Origin of the sequence: Maritalea porphyrae, assembly GCF_027213965.1 — a bacterium.
In the GTDB taxonomy this organism is placed as follows: Bacteria; Pseudomonadota; Alphaproteobacteria; order Rhizobiales; family Devosiaceae; genus Maritalea; species Maritalea porphyrae_A.
Genome location: NZ_JAPWGX010000003.1, coordinates 163,210 through 180,381 on the forward strand (window position 1 = coordinate 163,210; position 17,172 = coordinate 180,381).

Annotated in this window: 20 protein-coding genes and 1 other RNA gene; 14 read left to right on the plus strand and 7 right to left on the minus strand. The window is 49.9% G+C overall.

Annotated elements, in window-relative coordinates:
* Positions 1-69: 69 nt before the first annotated feature.
* Positions 70-427: a transfer-messenger RNA gene (gene ssrA, locus O4H47_RS09580) on the minus strand.
* Between the two features lie 109 nt (positions 428-536).
* Between ssrA and O4H47_RS09585 the strand changes: the two genes are divergently transcribed.
* From O4H47_RS09585 to O4H47_RS09625, 9 genes are all read left to right on the plus strand, one after another.
* Positions 537-854 (plus strand): DUF2853 family protein, encoded by a 318-nt coding sequence (locus O4H47_RS09585; RefSeq protein ID WP_269393759.1) that lies wholly within the window; start codon positions 537-539, stop codon positions 852-854.
* Between the two features lie 137 nt (positions 855-991).
* The gene (locus O4H47_RS09590) at positions 992-1,471 is read left to right on the plus strand and encodes a YHS domain-containing (seleno)protein (protein ID WP_269393760.1); all 480 of its coding nucleotides are present in this window, start codon (positions 992-994) and stop codon (positions 1,469-1,471) included.
* Between the two features lie 53 nt (positions 1,472-1,524).
* Positions 1,525-2,319, plus strand: coding sequence for a thymidylate synthase (locus O4H47_RS09595; protein WP_269393761.1), 795 nt, complete (start codon positions 1,525-1,527; stop codon positions 2,317-2,319).
* On the plus strand, positions 2,316-2,645 hold the full coding sequence (locus O4H47_RS09600; protein WP_269393762.1) for a phosphoribosyl-ATP pyrophosphohydrolase: 330 nt from the start codon (positions 2,316-2,318) through the stop codon (positions 2,643-2,645). Before O4H47_RS09595 ends, O4H47_RS09600 begins: the two co-directional genes overlap by 4 nt.
* Complete coding sequence (locus tag O4H47_RS09605; RefSeq protein ID WP_269393763.1) at positions 2,638-3,147, plus strand: dihydrofolate reductase; 510 nt, start codon at positions 2,638-2,640, stop codon at positions 3,145-3,147. Before O4H47_RS09600 ends, O4H47_RS09605 begins: the two co-directional genes overlap by 8 nt.
* A gap of 77 nt (positions 3,148-3,224) precedes the next feature.
* A complete protein-coding gene (gene hflK, locus O4H47_RS09610) occupies positions 3,225-4,295 on the plus strand; it encodes an FtsH protease activity modulator HflK (protein WP_269393764.1) in 1,071 nt (356 codons plus the stop codon).
* 2 nt (positions 4,296-4,297) lie between these two features.
* Complete coding sequence (gene hflC, locus O4H47_RS09615; protein ID WP_269393765.1) at positions 4,298-5,188, plus strand: protease modulator HflC; 891 nt, start codon at positions 4,298-4,300, stop codon at positions 5,186-5,188.
* A complete protein-coding gene (locus O4H47_RS09620) occupies positions 5,188-5,376 on the plus strand; it encodes a DUF2065 domain-containing protein (RefSeq protein ID WP_269393766.1) in 189 nt (62 codons plus the stop codon). Before hflC ends, O4H47_RS09620 begins: the two co-directional genes overlap by 1 nt.
* A gap of 48 nt (positions 5,377-5,424) precedes the next feature.
* The gene (locus O4H47_RS09625) at positions 5,425-6,882 is read left to right on the plus strand and encodes a Do family serine endopeptidase (protein ID WP_269393767.1); all 1,458 of its coding nucleotides are present in this window, start codon (positions 5,425-5,427) and stop codon (positions 6,880-6,882) included.
* On the opposite strand, the gene O4H47_RS09630 is transcribed toward O4H47_RS09625, so the two are convergent.
* Positions 6,883-7,416 (minus strand): GNAT family N-acetyltransferase, encoded by a 534-nt coding sequence (locus O4H47_RS09630; RefSeq protein ID WP_269393768.1) that lies wholly within the window; start codon positions 7,414-7,416, stop codon positions 6,883-6,885.
* Positions 7,413-8,288: a phosphoserine phosphatase SerB gene (gene serB / locus O4H47_RS09635; RefSeq protein ID WP_269393769.1), complete on the minus strand. Its 876-nt coding sequence runs from the start codon at positions 8,286-8,288 to the stop codon at positions 7,413-7,415. Before serB ends, O4H47_RS09630 begins: the two co-directional genes overlap by 4 nt.
* A 25-nt stretch (positions 8,289-8,313) precedes the next feature.
* Here serB and miaA point away from each other — a divergent pair, with 25 nt between their 5' ends.
* Positions 8,314-9,198: a tRNA (adenosine(37)-N6)-dimethylallyltransferase MiaA gene (gene miaA / locus O4H47_RS09640; protein WP_269393770.1), complete on the plus strand. Its 885-nt coding sequence runs from the start codon at positions 8,314-8,316 to the stop codon at positions 9,196-9,198.
* A gap of 68 nt (positions 9,199-9,266) precedes the next feature.
* Complete coding sequence (locus O4H47_RS09645; protein WP_269393771.1) at positions 9,267-10,484, plus strand: MFS transporter; 1,218 nt, start codon at positions 9,267-9,269, stop codon at positions 10,482-10,484.
* Here O4H47_RS09645 and O4H47_RS09650 read toward each other — a convergent pair.
* Together O4H47_RS09650 and O4H47_RS09655 are read right to left on the minus strand one after the other, a co-directional pair.
* Entirely contained in the window at positions 10,481-10,957 is a 477-nt protein-coding gene (locus tag O4H47_RS09650; protein WP_269393772.1) for a YbaK/EbsC family protein, read from the minus strand. The two genes, O4H47_RS09645 and O4H47_RS09650, sit on opposite strands and share 4 nt — an antisense overlap.
* Positions 10,954-12,345: a dipeptidase gene (locus O4H47_RS09655; RefSeq protein WP_419719623.1), complete on the minus strand. Its 1,392-nt coding sequence runs from the start codon at positions 12,343-12,345 to the stop codon at positions 10,954-10,956. Before O4H47_RS09655 ends, O4H47_RS09650 begins: the two co-directional genes overlap by 4 nt.
* A gap of 366 nt (positions 12,346-12,711) precedes the next feature.
* Here O4H47_RS09655 and O4H47_RS09660 point away from each other — a divergent pair, with 366 nt between their 5' ends.
* Positions 12,712-14,469 carry an acetolactate synthase 3 large subunit gene (locus O4H47_RS09660; RefSeq protein ID WP_269393774.1) on the plus strand — a complete coding sequence of 586 codons (1,758 nt, stop codon included), beginning with the start codon at positions 12,712-12,714 and terminating at the stop codon, positions 14,467-14,469.
* The gene (gene ilvN / locus O4H47_RS09665) at positions 14,444-14,995 is read left to right on the plus strand and encodes an acetolactate synthase small subunit (protein WP_419719610.1); all 552 of its coding nucleotides are present in this window, start codon (positions 14,444-14,446) and stop codon (positions 14,993-14,995) included. Before O4H47_RS09660 ends, ilvN begins: the two co-directional genes overlap by 26 nt.
* A 57-nt stretch (positions 14,996-15,052) precedes the next feature.
* On the opposite strand, the gene O4H47_RS09670 is transcribed toward ilvN, so the two are convergent.
* Positions 15,053-15,946, minus strand: a complete 894-nt coding sequence (locus O4H47_RS09670) for an SDR family oxidoreductase (protein ID WP_269393776.1) — start codon at positions 15,944-15,946, stop codon at positions 15,053-15,055.
* Between the two features lie 111 nt (positions 15,947-16,057).
* Here O4H47_RS09670 and O4H47_RS09675 point away from each other — a divergent pair, with 111 nt between their 5' ends.
* Positions 16,058-16,468, plus strand: coding sequence for a winged helix-turn-helix transcriptional regulator (locus tag O4H47_RS09675; RefSeq protein ID WP_269393777.1), 411 nt, complete (start codon positions 16,058-16,060; stop codon positions 16,466-16,468).
* Positions 16,469-16,475: 7 nt separating this feature from the next.
* Here O4H47_RS09675 and O4H47_RS09680 read toward each other — a convergent pair whose 3' ends face one another.
* Positions 16,476-17,057, minus strand: coding sequence for a histidine phosphatase family protein (locus tag O4H47_RS09680; RefSeq protein ID WP_269393778.1), 582 nt, complete (start codon positions 17,055-17,057; stop codon positions 16,476-16,478).
* Positions 17,058-17,172 lie beyond the last annotated feature (115 nt).

Below are 17,172 nucleotides of genomic sequence, written 5' to 3' on the forward strand. Positions count from 1 at the left end.
ATATCAGCCCTAAATTTGTTGCAATTGCAAGCGGATAGGTACCTGAAACTGGGGATGCAGTAAATATTGAGTGCAGGTTTCTGTTGCCAGGTACCTGCGAACCCCGCCTATACCCTGCTAGGAGTATAGGGCTTCAATTCGAGGTGTCGAACCGCATTACGCAGCCAAACGTGCCTCAGCGAAGTTGTCATTTGCAACTATCATAATGGCCCGATGCGGTGGTACCATGCCGAGCGAAAGCAAACCCTTTACACCCTCGTCGATCCTATTTCGCCCCCAAAATCCGTGCTTTAGCAGAGCATCAGATGTTTTGGTGGAGGCGCCGGGTACCGCCCCCGGGTCCGAATGGTTTATTACGATCGCGATTTATCGCCGTAGCTGTTTCCAGCACCTTCAATATAGGCGCGATTCCTAAAAATGCAATCCACAGCTTGCATCTAAATGACTTTACTTGCCGATTTTGTTGTGGAATCGTCTGGGTGGTGGGGCCATATAAATCTGGCCATTGGCGGCAAATTTGAGGGAGTAGTGTGGCGATGAGCAAGCACTTGGAAGAAATTCAGAAATATGATGCAAAGGCCGATGCGGCAATTGTGGACAAAATGGCTAAGACGTATCGTCTGGTGCTGAGCAAGCGCGACAGTGCATTTGTTGCAGCGAGTGATGAGAAAGAGTTGAAAACAGTGCGCGAGAATTTCTTGAAAAAGAAACTCGGCATGAAAGATAGCGACGACAAACTTGACGCCATTATTGCTGAAGTTGTTGAGGATATGAAAGCAGATCGTATGAAAGAACGTCTGACGTTTTACTATCTGTGCGCCAAAAAAGCAGGCAAATTGTCCGTATTCTCGTAAAAAACGTTTTGCGAACAAAAGCAATTGCGCGGCGCCCTGAGGGCGCCGTTTTTCTTCGCGGATTTGTGATGCACAGTTGAGATCACTGCTGTTCTTGTCCTGCTAATATGGGGAAGATCGACATAGGAGATTGGTCAATGGATCGACGTGCTTTTATTTCAACTGCTGTTGCGGCAACCAGTTTGATTTTGTTCTCAAACCAAGCGTTTTCTGCCGAAAAGTTTTTTACCGGCCTGCTTCCTGGTGTTGCCATTGGCGGATATGATGCGGTTGCTTATTTTTCGGCAGGGGAGGCAAAGCTGGGCGATGGCGCTTTTGTGACCAACTACGAGAATGCCGAGTGGCGCTTTGCGAGCCAAGAGAATCTTGATGCATTTCTTGCAGCGCCAAGCCAATATGCACCGCAATATGGTGGCTATTGTGCATATGCTGCTTCTAAAGGGGCGTTGGCAAAGGGCGATCCTGAAGCCTGGACAATCTATGAGGGCAAGCTTTACCTCAATTTCTCCAAATCTGTGCGGTCCATTTGGCAGCAAGATATTCCGGGACATATTGAAAAGGCGAATACGAATTTTCCCAAATTGCTTGAGACTTGGCCAAATGTCACGGAGTGGTAGGTCGATCATGGAAAGACTCAACGGTGGTTTGAGAATCATCTAATGTCGCTTTCATGCAGACCTATTTGAATTTACTCAGTCACGTTTTGGAAAATGGTGTTGATCGGGGCGATCGCACGGGCACGGGCACGCGCGGCGTGTTTGGCTATCAAATGCGGTTTGACCTGCAAAAAGGTTTTCCGCTGCTCACCACCAAAAAGCTTCACCTCAAGTCGATTATTCACGAGCTGTTGTGGTTTTTGATGGGCGAAACAAACATTGCCTATCTCAAAGAAAATGGCGTTCGCATTTGGGATGAGTGGGCAGACGAGAACGGTGATCTTGGTCCTGTTTACGGATCGCAATGGCGGTCTTGGCCGGCTGGTGATGGGGAAACCATTGATCAGATTGAACGGCTGATCGAGGGGATCAAAGAAAATCCAAATTCACGTCGGCACATTGTAAGCGCGTGGAACCCGGCCGAAATAGAACATATGGCCCTGCCGCCGTGCCATTGTTTGTTTCAATTCTTTGTGGCGGATGGCAAATTGTCCTGCCAACTTTATCAACGATCAGCGGACATCTTTTTGGGTGTGCCATTTAATATCGCTTCTTATGCGTTGCTCACCCACATGGTGGCACAGGTGACAGGGCTTGAAGTTGGCGAATTTGTGCACACGTTTGGCGATGCGCATATTTATCACAATCATTTTGAACAAGCGCGGCTGCAGCTTAGCCGTTCGCCAAAACCGTTGCCAACGCTTTTGATGAACAAGGAACGCACATCGATTTTTGATTTCCAGTTCGAGGATTTCTCTTTTGATGGATATGAAGCGCATCCTTCGATCAAAGCGCCGATTGCCGTATGAGCGGGGTTCCCATCGATGCGCTGTCAAAAAAGGTGGCATTGGTCAGCGATAGATATGCGAAGCGCTGTGATATCCGGCGCGACGATGATTGGTATGCGCTGAAATTGGTTGAAGAAGTTGGCGAACTAAACGCTGAATATTTGCGGCTGACAGGACGCGGGCGAACCAAGGGCAAAACTATCCCCCAAATTAGGGATGATCTGGGGGCCGAATGTGCGGATGTATTGGCTCATCTGCTGCTTTTTGCCCAAAACAACAATATCGATTTAGAAAAAGAGTTACGCGAAAAATGGTTCGTGTATTTGGACAAGAATGACCATGATTGAACCTAAAATTTCGCTGATTGCTGCAGTGCCCAAAAATCACGTTATTGGTGCAAATGGCTCAATGCCGTGGTATTTGCCGTCAGATTTCAAATTCTTTAAAGCGCAAACCATGGGAAAGCCCATGGTGATGGGCCGCAAACAGTTTGAGACCGTGGGTAAGCCTTTGCCCGGCCGAACCAATATTCTCGTTACGCGTCAAACGGGTTATCAGCCGGACGGGGTCATTGTGATCAATGATTTTGATGCAGCAATTGAACATGCAAAAGCTATTGCTGTTGCTGATGGCGTAGATGAAGTGATGGTGATCGGGGGCGGCGAGATTTATAAATTGGCCATGCCGATTGCGGACCGACTATATATAACGCATATTGATGCTGAGCCTGAGGGAGATGTTGTTTTTCCTCAAATTGACGATGGTTGGGCCTGTGTTGAAAAGCCCAAAGTTGAGCCGCACGAAAAAGATACGGCTCAATATGAGATTTCGGTTTACGAAAAAAGATAAAATTCGCGTTCACATTGATCCAAACGCGCGGTTTTCCTATATAACAACTACAGTTTAAATTAATCGAAGGGTTTCCAATGCCTTGGAACGAAAATAATAATGGCGGCCCGTGGGGCCAATCTCCCGGCGGTGGCGGTGGTGGTGGACCTCGACGTCCTAATGGGCCTCCAAAGCTTGAGGATATTCTTTCGCAAGGGCGCGATCAATTCAAAGGTGGTGTGCCGGGTGGCCGATGGGGCATTCTGGGCATTATTGTTGTTTTGATCGGTGTCTGGTTCTCTCAGGCTGTTTACACAGTTGAAGCGCAAGAAGTTGGCGTTGAGTTGCTTTTCGGTAAGCCAAAGGCTGAATTTTCCCAATCAGGTCTTCACTTCCATTTCTGGCCAATTGAGACGGTTGAAAAGGTCAATACAACGCAAAACCAAACTCGTATTGGTTCGGTGCGTGGCATTCGGTCTTCGCAAAGCGCTGAAGGCTTGATGCTGACTGGCGATCAAAACATCGTTGATGTTGCCTTCTCCGTTCTATGGCGCGTTGGTGATCCGTCTGATTATCTTTTCAATGTGCAAGACCCAGAAGGTACGCTTCGGGCCGCTTCTGAAAGCGCGATGCGTGAAGTGGTTGGTCGTCGGCCTGCACAAGACGTGTTCCGCGACAAACGTGCGGAAATCGCTTTGGAAGTAAGCACGATCACGCAAACCATTCTTGATAGCTATGGTACTGGCATCAACGTTATTCGTGTTTCAATCGAAGACGCGGCGCCCCCGACTGAAGTGGCTGATGCATTTGACGAAGTTCAACGTGCTGAACAGGATGAAGATCGTTTCCAAGAAGAAGCGCGCCAATATTCAAACACTCGTTTGGGCCAGGCACGCGGTCAAGCGGCGCAACTTCGTGAAGAAGCTGCAGCTTATAAAGATCAAATCGTTAAGCAAGCAGAAGGTGAAGCTGCTCGGTTCGTTTCGGTTTATAACGAATATGCAAAAGCTCCTGAAGTGACGCGCAAGCGTTTGTTCCTTGAAACAATGGAAACTGTGCTCGGCAGTTCAGAAAAAGTGATCATTGAAAGCGGTGCTGGTTCAGGTGTTGTCCCATACCTGCCGCTGCCAGAAATCAATGCGCGCTCTAACTCGAATGCGGGGAACTAATCATGAATAATCGTTTAGCAATTCTCGCCGTAATCATTGTTGCTGGTTTCTATGTGTTCATGTCGTCAATCTTTGTGTTGACTGAACGCCAGCAAGCAATTGTATTGCGCTTTGGTGAAATCGTTCGGGTTGAAAAAGAGCCGGGCCTAAATTTCAAAATTCCAACAGACTTTGTTGAAACTGTTCAAATAATCGACGATCGAGTAATTCGTTACGAACTTGACGATTTGCGTGTTCAGGTTAAGGGCGGCAAGTTCTATGTTGTTGATGCCTTTTTGACCTACAAGATTGTTGATCCGGTTCGCTTCCGTGAATCTGTATTTGGTCGAATTTCAACCGCTGAAGATCGTGTTGACACTGCGCTAGAAAACGCCCTTCGTGACGTTTACGGTTTGCGTGACTTTAACGCGGCTCTTTCTGAGCAACGCTCTGAGATGATGCGTGAAGTGCGCGACCAAGTGGAGCCTGCTTTGGCTACTATTGGCCTGGCTGTTGTTGACGTTCGTGTGACGCGAACTGATTTGACCGCACAAGTATCGCAACAAACCTATGACCGGATGAAAGCGGAACGTTTGGCAGAAGCGGCGCGTTTGCGCGCACGTGGTCAAGAGTTGGCCCAAACCCTTCGGGCGCAAGCTAACCGTCAAGCCGTTGAACTTGTGGCGACCGCACAACGTGATGCTGACATTCTTCGCGGTGAAGGCGAAGGTGAGCGAAACAATATTTTTGCCCAAGCCTATGGCAAAGACGCTGAATTCTTTGAATTCTACCGCTCAATGCAGTCATATCGTGAAGCGCTACAGAGCGATGGCACGACTATGGTTCTGTCACCAGATTCGGAATTCTTCCAGTATTTCCAATCTGATACGAAAAAGACGTCTACAGGGCAGTGATGCAAGATTTATTTGTAGCACTCGCATTGGCGATGGTTTTGGAAGGGCTGCTTTATGCAGCCTTTCCTGTTTTTATGAAGAAAACGATTGCAACAATCCTGCAATCGCCTGACGCGCAAATTCGTGTGATCGGGCTTACAACTGCAATTATTGGGCTTATTGTGCTATTTTGGCTCCGCCAAGGATAAAAGGGTCGCAAGAACCCTTGCTGCTGCGGTGCTGTTAGGGAGGGTTTTATGCCGATTTTGAAAGCATCGATGTGTTCGTGTTTGCGCATTTCGCTGGCGCTGGTTTTGGTGCTGGCGAGTGCGATGGCCACATTTGCCCGTGGCCCCGTTTCATTCGCGCCACTCGCGGCTGAATTGCAAGGTGCTGTGGTCAATATTTCTACCACCCACCTGATCAGCTCAAACGGGCGCGGTTTTCCATTTCCCAACGTGCCAGAAAGCTCGCCATTGCGCGAGTTTTTCGACAAATTGCAACCCAAGCAACCCCTTGAATCTGAAGAGCCGATTGAAAGCCGTTCGCTTGGTTCTGGTTTTGTAATCGACCCGGATGGGGTCATTGTAACCAACTTTCACGTGATTGAAGGCGCAACCGAGATTTTTGTCGCCTTCACCGATGGAACGCGCGTTGAAGCCAAGGTGATTGGTGCTGACGAGAAGACGGATCTGGCGGTGTTGCGCGTGGATGTTGGGCGCAAACTCAATTTTGTCGAAATGGGCGATTCCGATAAGGCACTGGTGGGTGATTGGGTGGTTGCGATCGGCAATCCGTTTGGATTGGGTGGCAGCTTGAGCGCGGGCATTGTATCTGCGCGCAATAGGGATATTCGTTCCGGACCTTATGATAATTTCATCCAGACAGATGCGGCGATCAATCAGGGTAACTCTGGCGGCCCATTGTTCAATATGGATGGTGAAGTTGTTGGCATTAATACGGCAATCATCTCCCAATCTGGCGGGTCATTAGGTATTGGGTTTTCAATCCCGATCAATCTTGCCAAACCGGTGATCAATCAATTGATCGAGTTTGGTGAAACGCGACGGGGCTGGTTAGGCGTTGAAATACAAGACGTAAACGATGATATTGCCTCTAGCCTTGGGCGACCCGACAATGCGGGTGCATTGGTTTCAACCGTTGTGCCCGGTTCTCCTAGTGAAGGGGTTGTTGAAGAAGGCGATCTGATTTTGACCTTTGATGGCAGGCCTGTGACCAAGATGCGTGACCTGCCGCGGATTGTAGCGGAGACAGCCGTTGGCAAAGAGGTTGTGGTTGGCGTGCTGCGGCGTGGAAAAGATGTCAAATTGAACATTACGCTTGGTCGATTGGAACCGGTTGATCTGTTCGCAGAAATTGAGGATTTGCCACCGGAAGAAATTCCGGCCAATGCGGATTCCTTGCTGGGGCTTACAGTTTCGGTTTTGAGCGACGAGCTGCGCGCGCAGTTTGCTATTTCTGGCCGCATAGACGGCGTCGTGGTGACCGAGGTCGAGCCAGGGTCTGATGCCGACGACAAGGGCATTCGGATTGGCCATACGGTGGTTGAAGTTAATCAACAGACGGTCTTTTCGGTCAAAGATGTGGAGACAATTGTTGGCACGGCGGCTGAAACGGGACGCGAAGTGATTTTGCTCAAGTTGGCGGACCCAACGGGTTCACGTCGCTTCGTTGCCGTGCGGCTCAACAAGTAACTAGATTGGCTTTCTCAAAGAATAGAGAACATGGGGCAGCACTTTGCTGTCCCGTGGCAATTGAGGGTGCTCAAAGTCGCGCAAAGGGTTGTGGATGAAGCCCAGCTTTTCCATCACTTTGCGCGAGGGCCAATTGTTACGATAGGTGATGGCAACGATTTCTGGCACATCAAAGTTGGTGAATGTATGGGCGATCGCGGCGCTTGCGGCTTCTGTGGCATAGCCTTTTCCCCAATATTGTTTGCCGAACAACCAGCCCGCTTCAACATCGCTTGGCCCAGGGACGTCATAAGGGATGCGGCCACAGCCTGCTAGGCCCAAAAGGGCACCATCGGATTTGCGCTCAACCGCCATCATGTGGAAACCGTGTTTTGCGAACCGTTCGGCGCAACGGCTTAGCCACAATTCGGCTTCTTGGCGTGTTTGCACATCGGGATAAAAGCGCATGACCTCAGGGTCCGCGGTGAAGCTGGCGAATGTGTCGGTATCGGCATCTACAAATGGCCGCAGGATAAGGCGTTCAGTTTCAATCATTGCCGCACTAAATCGGCTTCCTCATAACCTTGTAAATACAGCAAACCACTTAGATCCGAGTGATTGAATTGATATTGTGCCTCAGCGGCAACAATTGGTTTGGCGTGGATGGCAACACCCATGCCAGCGGCCCTGATCATCATCAAATCATTGGCCCCATCGCCAACTGCCATGGTGTCATCTAGCGACAGGTTTTGTTCGGCGGCGAGCTGCTGCAATTTTGCCAATTTCGTGTCTTTGTCGACAATTGGGCGCGCAACCGTTCCAGTTAAACGGTCGTCGTTGAATTCAAGTACGTTTGCCGTTGCTTCATCAAAGCCAATGCGTTTGCCGAAATAATCTGCAAACAGCGTGAAGCCGCCGGAGACGAGCGCTGTATATGCGCCGTGGGTTTTCATGGTTTGGATCAGCACTCGGCCACCAGCCGCATAGGAAATGCGTTCGCGGCGGACTTCTTTGACCTGATCAAGCGGCAGGCCTTTGAGCAAGCCAACACGTGCATCAAGCGCTTCTTCAAAGTCCAATTCGCCGCGCATGGCACGTTCGGTGATCTCTGCAATTTGCTCTTTGATGCCAAGCGCTGCGCCCAACTCATCAATGCACTCTTCGTTGATCATGGTTGAATCCATATCAGCGATCAGAAGTTTTTTGCGCCGGTTTAGGACCGGCACCAAATTGGCATCGACCTTGGTGTCACCAATGATGTCTCTTGCAATTTGCAACGATGCTGCAGCTTTTGGATTGATGAATTCAATCGCGATAGATTGGTGCAGCCAGTTGACGGTGCCGCCAATTTCAGCATGTATGGCGCGAACCAATTCTTCGTCTAATTTCGGGTTTGCCGGGTTAGTTGTAAGCACAAGAATCGACATGTCATTCCTTTAAAGGATACGTAAAATGGCGCAACGCGCATTGTTGATAGCGGGTCCTACCGCAAGCGGCAAGACAGCGATGGCGATTGAGCGTTCGGCGGAAGAGAAATCGCTGATCATCAATACTGATTCAATGCAGGTCTATGATGTGCTCAATGTCATTTCTGCGCGCCCAAATGCACAAGAAATGGCGCAAGCGGCGCACCGTATGTATGGCTATGTGCCACCGGTGACGCGGTTTTCAACCGGGGCGTGGCTGCGTGATGTTCAAGCATTGATTCAAGGCGAGGGTGCTAACTACGAGAAGCTTATTTTTGTTGGTGGCACAGGGCTTTACTTTGATGCGTTGATAAATGGATTCGCGCAGATACCCGACGTACCTCAAGAAGTGATTCAACAAGTTGAAGAGATGATTCAACCGCTAGATGCAGATCAGCGGGCCAAATTGTTGGCTCAAAAAGACCCCGCAATGGCGAAGCGCTTGCAAGCGCCTGATCCGCAGCGCGTTGCGCGGGCCATATCTGTCATGGAAGCTACAAACAAATCGTTAGCGCATTGGCAAGACGAGCCAAATGAACCTTCAATTCTTGAGGGCTTTGAACTTGAGAAAATTGTGCTCAATCCCGAACGCGATATTTTGCGCAACCGGATTGCAAAGCGTTTTGGTTTGATGATGCAAGCAGGTGCGATTGAAGAAGTTGAGGCGATCACAGCCCTAGGCCTTGATCCCACATTGCCCGCCATGCGTGCCATTGGGGTGCCGGAAATTTCTGCCTATTTGCGCGGCGATATGACACTGGACGAGGCGAGGGAGAAATCAATTATCGCCACGCAACAATATGCCAAGCGTCAACGCACGTGGTTTCGCAATCGCATGACGGACTGGCAGTGGGTTGACCCTTTGGCATAAAGACCTATTTTGGTTCGCACTTTGTCTAATGCAGCTATTTGGGTTGCGTAATCTTTCGGAACATTTCAATGCATTCTTTTATTGATAAGTGGCGGCGCTTGCCGCGGATCGCCTATATTTTTGGAGTATCGAACTTTGTAATTGCGGCTGGCGCATTTGTGATGCCGTTCCTTACATTGATGCTGACCAAGAAATTGGGCATGTCGACACTTGAGGCTGCGTTCTACGTCAATATTGTTTTCGTCGCCTATGTGCCCGCCACCATTTTGGGCGGCTGGCTGACCGATCGAATTGGACGCAAGACGGTTTATATTGGTGCCATTTGTTTGGAGATTTTGGCAACGGCTTGTGCGGGCTTTTATGCCAATCAGTTTGAGCTGATCTATTTTTTGTTTGCCATAGCTTTTATGAACGGGATGGTGAGCCCGGTGATGCAGGCTTGGCAGGCTGATTACTCAACACCAGAAAACAGGCAAATGGTTTTTGGCACGTCCTATTTCGGCTGGAACCTTGGTTTTGCTATTGGCCCTGCGGTGGCTGGATTGTTGTTCAACAACCACTTCCAATTGATGTTTTGGGGCGACGCCTTCACCACGTTTTGTGCGATGGTGTTGATCTTGTTTTTGTTGCCGCACGAAAAGCCAGAGCAAACAGAAACAGAAAGCCCGGAGCGAGAGGCCGAAAAAGCGCATGAAGGCGGCATGTGGTCCTTATTGCTGTCGCGCCCACGCCTATTGTTGTTTGCGCTTGTGGGTTATTTCTTAAACCTTATCTATGGGCAGATGGCGTTTAGCGTGCCAATCCATTTGGACGCAACCTTTGGGGCAGACGGGCCCGCCATATTTGGACAATTGTGGATGGTCAACGCTTTGATGGTGGTGGTTTTTACACCATTTGTTGCGGGCTTATCTGGACGGTATTCAACATATTTCAACATCGCAATTGCGGCGGTTTGTTATGGTATTGGATTTAGTCTTTTGGGCAGCACGAACAGTTTTATGCTCTTGTCCATGTCGATCGCAGTCTTCACCTTCGGTGAGGTGATGTCAGCAACCAATTCGCAAGCCCACATTGCCAATGAAAGTCCTAAGAACTTTCGCGGTCGGATGTCCGGCACGCTCAATCTGCTCATTGGCGCTGGTTATGGCATGAGCCCGCTGTTGAGCGGATTGTTTATCGATAAGTGGGGCATTGAAATGATTTGGCCCACTGTCTTTGGTATTGGTATGGTGTGCGCGGTGGCAATCTTGTTGATCAGGCCAAAGTCGGTTGTGGCAGCGTCTTAGCGCACATCAATTGGGATTGCGCCGGTAATGGATATCAATTCATCGGCGGTGGTTGGGAATACAGAGCGAGGGTGACCAGCTGCGGCCCAAATTTTGCCCAAATCTAAAAGAGTTTGGTCGATGTAGATGTTGACATTGCCCACTGCGCCGAGTGGTGAAACACCGCCGATTGCGAACCCTGTGTGGGTGCGCACAAAGTCGGCATCGGCCCGTCCAAGTTTTTCGCCTAATTGCCTGCCCACCCGACGTTCGTGGACGCGGTTGGCACCTGAAACCAGCAGCAGATAAGCTTTGTTCGTCTCTGCGCCCCTAAACACGAGGGATTTAACGATCTGCGCCACATCAACGCCGAGAGCGTCGGCTGCTTGAAGAGCCGTGTGGGCTAGCTCTTCAAGCTGCACGATTTCTGCCTTAGAGCCTGAGGCGCGCAGAACTTTGTCTACGCGCTTTTCGGATGCAGAGAGGTCGCTCATTTTACCTCAGCGATCTTGGCTAAAATGGCAGCATGTGAGCGAATGCCGCGTTGTAAGCATGTCAGCTCGTATTTTTCGTTTGGCGAGTGGATATTGTCGTCGGACAGGCCAAAACCAACCATCACGCTGTCCAGACCCAATGTTTCTTTGATTTGGCCAACAGCTGGGATTGAGCCGCCCATGCCGGTCAGTTTGGTCGGGTTGTCAAACTCATGATCCAGACCTGCTTTTGCCGCTTTTAGGTAGGGGCTATCAACAGGCAGCTTAACGGCTACACCTGTGCCGTGGTTTTTCAGGGTCATCGTGAAATCTTTTGGCAAGCGCTCTTTAAAGAACGCCTCCAAGTTTTTCAAAATGGCGTGCGGGTCTTGGTTGCCGACCAGACGGCAAGACAGTTTAAGGCTGGCTTTTGAGGCGATGACCGTTTTGTGGCCTTCGCCAATATAGCCGCCCCACATGCCGTTAACGTCGCAGGTTGGTCGCGCCCAAAGTTTTTCAAGCGCTGTAAACTCAGGCTCGCCCGCTGGACCCGACAGGCCAATTTCGCCGAAGAAACCAGCATCATCGTGCTTGAGCGCTGCAAGCTCGGCGCGTTCTTCTTGGGTGAGGGTTGGTACGCCCTCGTAGAAGTCTCTGATTTGGACTTTGCCGTTTTCATCATGCAATTGCGCGACGATTGAGGAGATGGCGTGCAGCGGATTGACCACAGTGCCACCGTACATGCCTGAATGCAGGTCGCGCGTCGGGCCTGTGATGCTGATTTCTGCGTCGAGCAGGCCGCGCAACGAATAGGTAATGGCTGGGGTATCAATGTCCCACATGCCCGTGTCGCACACGACGCACAGATCAGCCTTTAAGAGGTCTTTATTCGCCTCAAGAAAGCCAGCGAGACTTGGGCTGCCTGTTTCTTCTTCGCCCTCAAGCATGATTTTGACGTTGCAGGGCAAATCGCCAGCGATCTCAATCCAGGCACGAAAGGCTTCGATGAAAGTCATCACTTGGCCCTTATCGTCTTGTGCGCCACGAGCGACAAGCTTTTTGCCATATTTGCTGTCTTTGATGACAGGCTCAAATGGTGCGGTTTCCCACAACTCGAATGGGTCGCCCGGTTGCACGTCGTAGTGACCATAATAAAGGGTGGTTGGCGCATCCACCGTTTTGGAATTGCGTTCTGCGTAAAGAACCGGGTGTCCCGCTGTTTCAATCAGCTTGATTTCGAACCCAAGCGCGGCCAGTTGGTCGGCCATCCAATTGGCTGCGCGTAACACCTCTGCGTCAAATTGAGAATCTGTGCTGACGGAAGGTATCTTGAGCCATTCGATTAGGCGATCAACAGAGTGATCAAAGTTGTCGTCAATATAGCTTGTGACAGCAGCAAGTTTATTCAAAGTCATATAGTGTTCCGGTGATTTTGGACCATTTGGTCCACAGGGGGAGAATGTTGCTTTTGTCATCTTTGCTTTCAAATTTGGTTGGACCAGTCAAGTAAAAACGTCGTGCCGAACGGATTTGGGGTAAATTGGGGCTTGACCGATAAATTTCTGGCCCTTACCAATGTTGCCCAACAAGCAATTTATGTAAGGGAGTCCCATGCGGACCGTTCTCGTACTCGTTATTACCTGCACCGGCGGCGCAAACATCTGAGGAGGTTTGCGAGTGTCGGTGCATGTCTAGGTCCCAAGCGGGGCCTTTTTTTATGACTAAAACGTATCTAAGGTACTCTTGGGTACGGCAACTGAGGAGAAGATAGAACGATGGCTCAGCAAATGACCGGTGCAGAAATGGTCATTCAAGCGTTAGTCGATCAGGACGTCGAACACATTTTCGGCTATCCCGGCGGCGCTGTTTTGCCGATTTACGACGCAATTTTCCAGCAGGACAAAGTCGAGCATATTCTGGTGCGGCACGAACAAGGTGCAACACACATGGCAGAAGGATATGCGCGCTCAACTGGAAAATGTGGCGTGGTTCTTGTGACATCAGGCCCGGGGGCAACCAACGCGGTTACCGGCCTAGCAGATGCGCTTCTTGATTCAATTCCCATGGTATGTATCACAGGGCAGGTGCCCACACCGTTGATCGGTTCTGATGCATTTCAGGAGTGTGATACAGTTGGCATCACCCGGAATTGCACGAAACACAATTACTTGGTGAAGTCAGTGGAAGATTTGCCTCGGGTTCTGCATGAGGCATTCTATGTGGCCACAAGTGGCCGCCCGGGCCCTGTTGTCATCGACATTCCAAAAGATGTTCAGTTTGCGCTTGGAAGTTATGCCAAGCCAAACAATGGTTCACATCCAACATACAAGCCGCAAACTGAAGGCGATTTGGAAGCCATCAAGATGGCGGTTGATTTGATGTTGAAGGCTGAAAAGCCGATCCTTTATACAGGTGGCGGGGTAATCAACTCTGGCCCTGAGGCATCAGTGGAGCTGCGCGAAATTGCGGAACTAACTGGTTTTCCAGTGACGTCAACATTGATGGGATTAGGCGCCTTTCCAGCGTCGTCTGACCAATGGTTGGGCATGCTTGGCATGCACGGCACGTATGAAGCCAACATGGCAATGCATGACTGCGACTTGATGATCTGTGTTGGTGCGCGATTTGACGATCGTATTACAGGCCGCATTGATGGGTTTTCGCCAAACTCAAAGAAAATCCATATCGATATTGATCCTTCATCCATCAACAAAAACATTGCGGTTGATTTGCCGATTGTTGGCGACTGCGGGTTTGTGTTGGAAGAAATGGTTCGGATTTGGCGATCACGTACAAACCAACCACGTACAGAAGCATTGTCTGGTTGGTGGAAACAAATCGGGGAATGGCGTGATGTGAAATCTTTGCAGTACGCGAAATCCGAAAAGGTTATTAAGCCACAATATGCGATTGAACGCCTTTATGAATTGACCAAAGAACGTGATGTTTACATCACGACCGAAGTTGGTCAGCACCAAATGTGGGCCGCGCAGCACTTCCATTTCAATGAGCCGAACCGGTGGATGACATCTGGTGGATTGGGCACTATGGGTTATGGGTTGCCCGCAGCGGTTGGTGTGCAAGCAGCGCATCGTGATGCTTTGGTGATCGATATTGCTGGCGAAGCCAGCGTGCAAATGACCATGCAAGAAATGTCGACGGCGGTTCAATATGGTTTGCCGATTAAAGTCTTCATTTTGAACAATGAACGCATGGGTATGGTGCGTCAGTGGCAAGAATTGCTGCACGGCGGTCGCTATTCAAGTTCTTATTCTGAAAGCTTGCCAGACTTTGTGAAGATGGCAGAAGCGTTTGGCGCGCACGGTATTCGATGTGAAGACCCGGCCGAATTGGACGACAAAATTTTGGAAATGATCAATAGCGACAAACCGGTTCTGTTTGATTGCTGCGTGACCAAAGACGAAAATTGCTTGCCGATGATCCCATCGGGCAAGGCACACCATGAGATGATTTTGCCGGACACGGCAGATATCGGCAACATCATTGATGAAAAGGGGAAGGTCCTTGTTTAAACCAAGTTGGGATTTAGAACGCAACCAGCTGGTTGAGCGTCACACATTGACTGTACTTGTCGACAACGAGCCGGGTGTCCTTGCCCGTGTCGTGGGGCTTTTCTCTGCGCGAGGCTTCAATATTGACAGCCTCACAGTTTCAGAAACTGAACATGATCGCCATCGGTCGCGCATTACTATCGTGACCGTTGCCACCCCAAAAGTTTTGCTGCAAATCAAATTGCAGTTGGAACGTTTGGTGCCTGTGCATCGGGTGCATGATTTGACCGCTGAAGGCAAAGCGCTTGAGCGCGAGTTGGCACTGGTTAAGGTTGCGGGCAAAGGTGAAAACCGCGTTGAGACTCTGCGGTTGGCAGAAGCGTTCCGGGCGAACGTTGTCGATGCATCAATCGATAGTTTTGTGTTTGAGATTACTGGTCGGCCAAACAAGGTAGAGCAGTTCATCTCTTTGATGCAGCCGCTTGGGCTTGTTGAAGTGGTTCGTACGGGTCTCACCGCGATTTCGCGGGGCAAGGAAGGTATGTAGGCGTATTCGCGTTTGAATTATCGTTGGCTGCGCCGAGGTTTTGGCGCAGCCTTTTTTTTATGGTTTTGGCCAGCTTGCAATGTGATCGGCAATGCTGGTTAGCTTGACGCCAAGAGTTCTCTCAAGACTCTCAATGTCAATAGAAGCGACTGCATCACCACCCGCAATGATGGATTTATAAAGTCCACCTAACCCTTGGCCCGCGACTTCACTGCCTAAGACCTTGCCGATATAAGCACCAAACTCGTCTGGGTTCTGCGGCGCAAACTCGACTTTTCTGCCGACCCATTGCTCAAGTTCCTTTGCAAGTTCGGGCCCTGTCATGGGGTTCGGCGAGGCAATTTTGAACACCTGCCCAGCAAGGTCAGGGCGTTCAAGCGCTGCTGCTGCAATAGTTGCTTGATCTAAATGCGAAACCAGCGCGATTTTTTGGTCCGCCGGTATAGGGGGATAGTTCAGCACACCTTCGCTGTGTAAGCGCGGCACAAAAGGCGGCACGAACAGGTTTTCCAAATAGACGGTCGGCAGCAAATAAACGACATTTAAGCCGCTTGCCTGCAGCGTAGACATTATGGCGGTGTTGCCATCAATCATTGGTGTTGGTGCAAAGCTGTCGCCCGCTGGTCCTGAAGTTGAAAACACCAGAAGCGGCAATTTGGTTTTATGGGCGGCTTCAATAAAGTTTGAAAGCCAAATCTCAGGATGAGAAAAATCCATTGGCACAGGAAAGTGCAAGAACGCTGCATCAACTCCTGTCAGGGCGTCGACGACTTGTTGCTTATTCAGCAAATCTGCGTTGCAATGTTCCAGATTTTGATTGGAAACGCTTTCGTCTTTGGGTGGTAATTTTCTCACAATTGCTCGAACCGAATAGCCCCGATCAAGAGCTTGGGTGACGACAGGTCCGGCTTGGGAAGAATTGGCATTAAAGACAGCGACTTTGTAAGTCATACTAGTTCCACTTTGTACGTTGGTTACGATTTAGAACTGTTATATATATGCATAATTGGAAGGTGCGAAAGAAGGCACTTTGAGATTTGGTAGGCACTAAAAGGTAACCCTATGGCGGACGATATTGTACAAATGCCCAGTATTTGCCTTGAGTATCAAGCTTGGGAAAAGGCTGGATATAAAGTGCCATGCGCTGTTCGCAATACGTTGGATCGTATCGGCGACAAGTGGACGGTTTTGGTTGTTCTGCGGTTGGGCGCTGGGCCGGTTCGATTCCGGGCCTTGCTACGCTCGGTTGACGGTATTTCGCAACGCATGCTGACTGTGACGTTGCGATCTTTGGAACGTGATGGTTTAGTACATCGCAAAGTCTACGATACACGTCCGCCAGCGGTTGAATATCGGTTGACGGAGCGTGGAGAAACCCTGCTTCACCCGATCAAAGTACTAGTTGATTGGACCGCCTTACATGCGAGCGACATCGAGAAGTCGCATATGGATTTTGATTCCTCTGCAGGTTGAGCAACGCTTAGATTCTTAGCAAAGTTTCGTACCCATTTTCGAGCACATGCACGACCCCTTGGGGTTCACCAAGGTCGAGCATTTGCGCTTTGCTAAAGCCGCAATAGATACCGCGGATGACTTTGCCGACTTGGCCGTGGGATACGGCAATGGTTGGGCCCTTTAGGCTGTTGAGCCAAGATATTGAACGGGCATAGACTTGTTCAAAGGTTTCGCCACCGGGTGCGCCATAGTACCACTCATATCCCTTTTTACCCTCGAGTTGCTCGGGCATTTCGTTTTCAACTTCAAATCGCGTCATGCCGCCGATTTTGCCCAAATTGATTTCTTGGATGCGATCGTCTTCTTTCGGGGCCAAATCAAAGTGCTTTTTGATCCCCTCAGCAGTCTCAAGCGTGCGCCCTAATGGACTGACATATTGGTCAAAGCCAGATGCAGAGCCAATTTCTCGAAATAGAATGCGGCCCAATTGTTCGGCTTGTGCGCGGCCATTTGCTGTGAGCGGAGAGTTTAGAACGCCTTGCGTGCGACCTAACACGTTCCATTCGGTTTCGCCGTGGCGCATCAAAAGGATCTTGGGGTAGCTCACAAATATCTCGCTTTATGTGTTTTGGTCGTGCTGGTGGGTAGGTCCGCTTCTTATGGCTTAGTGGCGATTATTTGTCATCCCTTCGTCTTACTTTACGTGTTGTGTGGTTGCCAGT

Coding starts and splice junctions, on each gene's coding strand:
- O4H47_RS09585 (WP_269393759.1), top strand. CDS start 537: ATGAGCAAGCACTTGGAAGAAATTCAGAAATATGATGCAAAGGCCGAT.
- O4H47_RS09590 (WP_269393760.1), top strand. CDS start 992: ATGGATCGACGTGCTTTTATTTCAACTGCTGTTGCGGCAACCAGTTTG.
- O4H47_RS09595 (WP_269393761.1), top strand. CDS start 1,525: ATGCAGACCTATTTGAATTTACTCAGTCACGTTTTGGAAAATGGTGTT.
- O4H47_RS09600 (WP_269393762.1), top strand. CDS start 2,316: ATGAGCGGGGTTCCCATCGATGCGCTGTCAAAAAAGGTGGCATTGGTC.
- O4H47_RS09605 (WP_269393763.1), top strand. CDS start 2,638: ATGATTGAACCTAAAATTTCGCTGATTGCTGCAGTGCCCAAAAATCAC.
- hflK (WP_269393764.1), top strand. CDS start 3,225: ATGCCTTGGAACGAAAATAATAATGGCGGCCCGTGGGGCCAATCTCCC.
- hflC (WP_269393765.1), top strand. CDS start 4,298: ATGAATAATCGTTTAGCAATTCTCGCCGTAATCATTGTTGCTGGTTTC.
- O4H47_RS09620 (WP_269393766.1), top strand. CDS start 5,188: ATGCAAGATTTATTTGTAGCACTCGCATTGGCGATGGTTTTGGAAGGG.
- O4H47_RS09625 (WP_269393767.1), top strand. CDS start 5,425: ATGCCGATTTTGAAAGCATCGATGTGTTCGTGTTTGCGCATTTCGCTG.
- O4H47_RS09630 (WP_269393768.1), bottom strand. CDS start 7,416: ATGATTGAAACTGAACGCCTTATCCTGCGGCCATTTGTAGATGCCGAT.
- serB (WP_269393769.1), bottom strand. CDS start 8,288: ATGTCGATTCTTGTGCTTACAACTAACCCGGCAAACCCGAAATTAGAC.
- miaA (WP_269393770.1), top strand. CDS start 8,314: ATGGCGCAACGCGCATTGTTGATAGCGGGTCCTACCGCAAGCGGCAAG.
- O4H47_RS09645 (WP_269393771.1), top strand. CDS start 9,267: ATGCATTCTTTTATTGATAAGTGGCGGCGCTTGCCGCGGATCGCCTAT.
- O4H47_RS09650 (WP_269393772.1), bottom strand. CDS start 10,957: ATGAGCGACCTCTCTGCATCCGAAAAGCGCGTAGACAAAGTTCTGCGC.
- O4H47_RS09660 (WP_269393774.1), top strand. CDS start 12,712: ATGGCTCAGCAAATGACCGGTGCAGAAATGGTCATTCAAGCGTTAGTC.
- ilvN (WP_419719610.1), top strand. CDS start 14,444: ATGAAAAGGGGAAGGTCCTTGTTTAAACCAAGTTGGGATTTAGAACGC.
- O4H47_RS09670 (WP_269393776.1), bottom strand. CDS start 15,946: ATGACTTACAAAGTCGCTGTCTTTAATGCCAATTCTTCCCAAGCCGGA.
- O4H47_RS09675 (WP_269393777.1), top strand. CDS start 16,058: ATGGCGGACGATATTGTACAAATGCCCAGTATTTGCCTTGAGTATCAA.